Source organism: Microcystis sp. LE19-195.1E, assembly GCF_027532095.1.
GTDB lineage: Bacteria > Cyanobacteriota > Cyanobacteriia > Cyanobacteriales > Microcystaceae > Microcystis > Microcystis aeruginosa.
In genome coordinates this window covers 1-1,626 of sequence record NZ_JAPZSZ010000100.1, presented here as the reverse complement: position 1 = coordinate 1,626, position 1,626 = coordinate 1, and the positions used below count along the sequence as shown (strand labels likewise).

1 protein-coding gene and 1 pseudogene are annotated in these 1,626 nt (G+C 43.1%); both read right to left on the bottom strand.

Annotation, left to right across the window (positions count from 1 at the left end; all coding sequences use genetic code 11):
• Positions 1 to 351: 351 nt before the first annotated feature.
• On the bottom strand, positions 352 to 1,401 hold the full coding sequence (locus O9300_RS06165; RefSeq protein WP_287739691.1) for a Rieske 2Fe-2S domain-containing protein: 1,050 nt from the start codon (positions 1,399 to 1,401) through the stop codon (positions 352 to 354).
• Between the two features lie 96 nt (positions 1,402 to 1,497).
• Positions 1,498 to 1,626 (bottom strand): annotated as a pseudogene (locus O9300_RS06160) (RNA-guided endonuclease TnpB family protein); the annotation flags it as partial.

Here is a 1,626-nt window from a genome sequence, read left to right as displayed (position 1 = left end):
CTCTGCTCTTTCTTCTTCTTTAAGAGCTTTTTGTAAGTTTTTCTTTTCTTCTAAGTCTAGGAAATCTTTGGCTGGCATAAGTAGGATTTTTCTAAAATTACTATTTCTATTTTAGGTGGTTTAAGTGCGTTTTAGCTTATTATCAAAATTAGCCACAGCAAGAGGATTTAATGGCGAGACTTGTGGCCATAGTTTAGGACAATGATTAGACTTAGAGAAAGCCTTAGATTTATGAAAGGTTTCCCCGATTTGTACCCAGTAAGAGGACATCAGAAATTCTCTTAATCCCTCCTAAAGCAGAGGTTATCACGTTTTGTCAAAGGGGAAGTCCAGTCATAAAATGATCAAATTCTAACTGCGCCACCGTAAAATTTGTGCTTTAATGGGGTTGACAAAATCCCGTTTTTCTGCTTGAGATTTTTCGTATTCTTGCTTGAGGCGATAATACCATTTGGCCTGGGTATCGGCATCATCAATTAACATCAAAGCTGGATGATAACTAAGTCCTTCCTGTTGTTTAATCACCACATCGCGATCCTGTTTGAGGAATTGTCGAGTTAAATAACGCAAAAGAGGGGTTAAAAATGCCAACCAAGGGATCGTATAGTATAAACTTTGATGGACTTCGCAGTGATTTTCATCGATGGGAGTAATTGCTGTAAAAGCACAGGCCAAATGGCGATCGCCTCGTAGTATTTCTGTACGCACCGAGGGCAATTCAAAAACAATTTCAATCGATACTTTATTACCCAAAATTTTATAAGGTTTCGCACTTACAGGCATATCATAGGGAGCAAGACGAAAACCGAGGGGAACAGGTTCGTATTGTTTTTCTTTGACCCGAAATTGGCGCGGACCGCTGCGCCACCACCAAGAAGTATGAACGTAGGGACCGTGGGCCGGATCCATCAATCCCACCACCGCATGGTCAATATTGCAGTCAAAAGTGATAGTTTCGGCTATTTTGGGGGTAAGTTTGCCAAAATCGGCAATAGTCGGCACAGGGGGCAGATTTTCTCGATTAATTTCTCTTTTTGAGTCTGCCGGAATAAACACCCAGATATGACCTTGTATTTCACGACAGGGATAACTGGTGACACAAATTCTGCTAATATCAAGGCGATCGTGTTCAGTTAATGAGGGGATCTCAGAACAAACGCCATCGCTAGTGTTAAATTTCCAGCCATGATAGCAACAGTACACCCCATCCCCTTCAATCCAGCCATGGTGCAGCGGAATGCCACGATGGGGGCAAATGTCCCGCAATGCGAACACTTCTCCATCCTCTCTCCTACCGACAACAATCGGTTCACCTAGCATTTTTTTGGCCATTAGCTGACCGGGTTTCAGTTTATTTGCCGGTGTGGCCACATACCAAAAGTCGCGCAGTAAGCTAGTCATAGGGTTTCTCTGGAGAGCTTCGATCGTTCATCCTATCATCAGAGATGAAGATTTTGACATCCTCGCCGCCGTAAAACGGACGGCGATTCCCAAACCTCACGATTTAGGTTTCTGCTTCTTTCCCGAAGGATTTTTCGCACCTGCCTTAACAGATTTACTCTATTCTGGTCTTATAGTCGCTCTACAGACTGACACCGCAAGCCCTGCGGCCAAAATATTTTTACT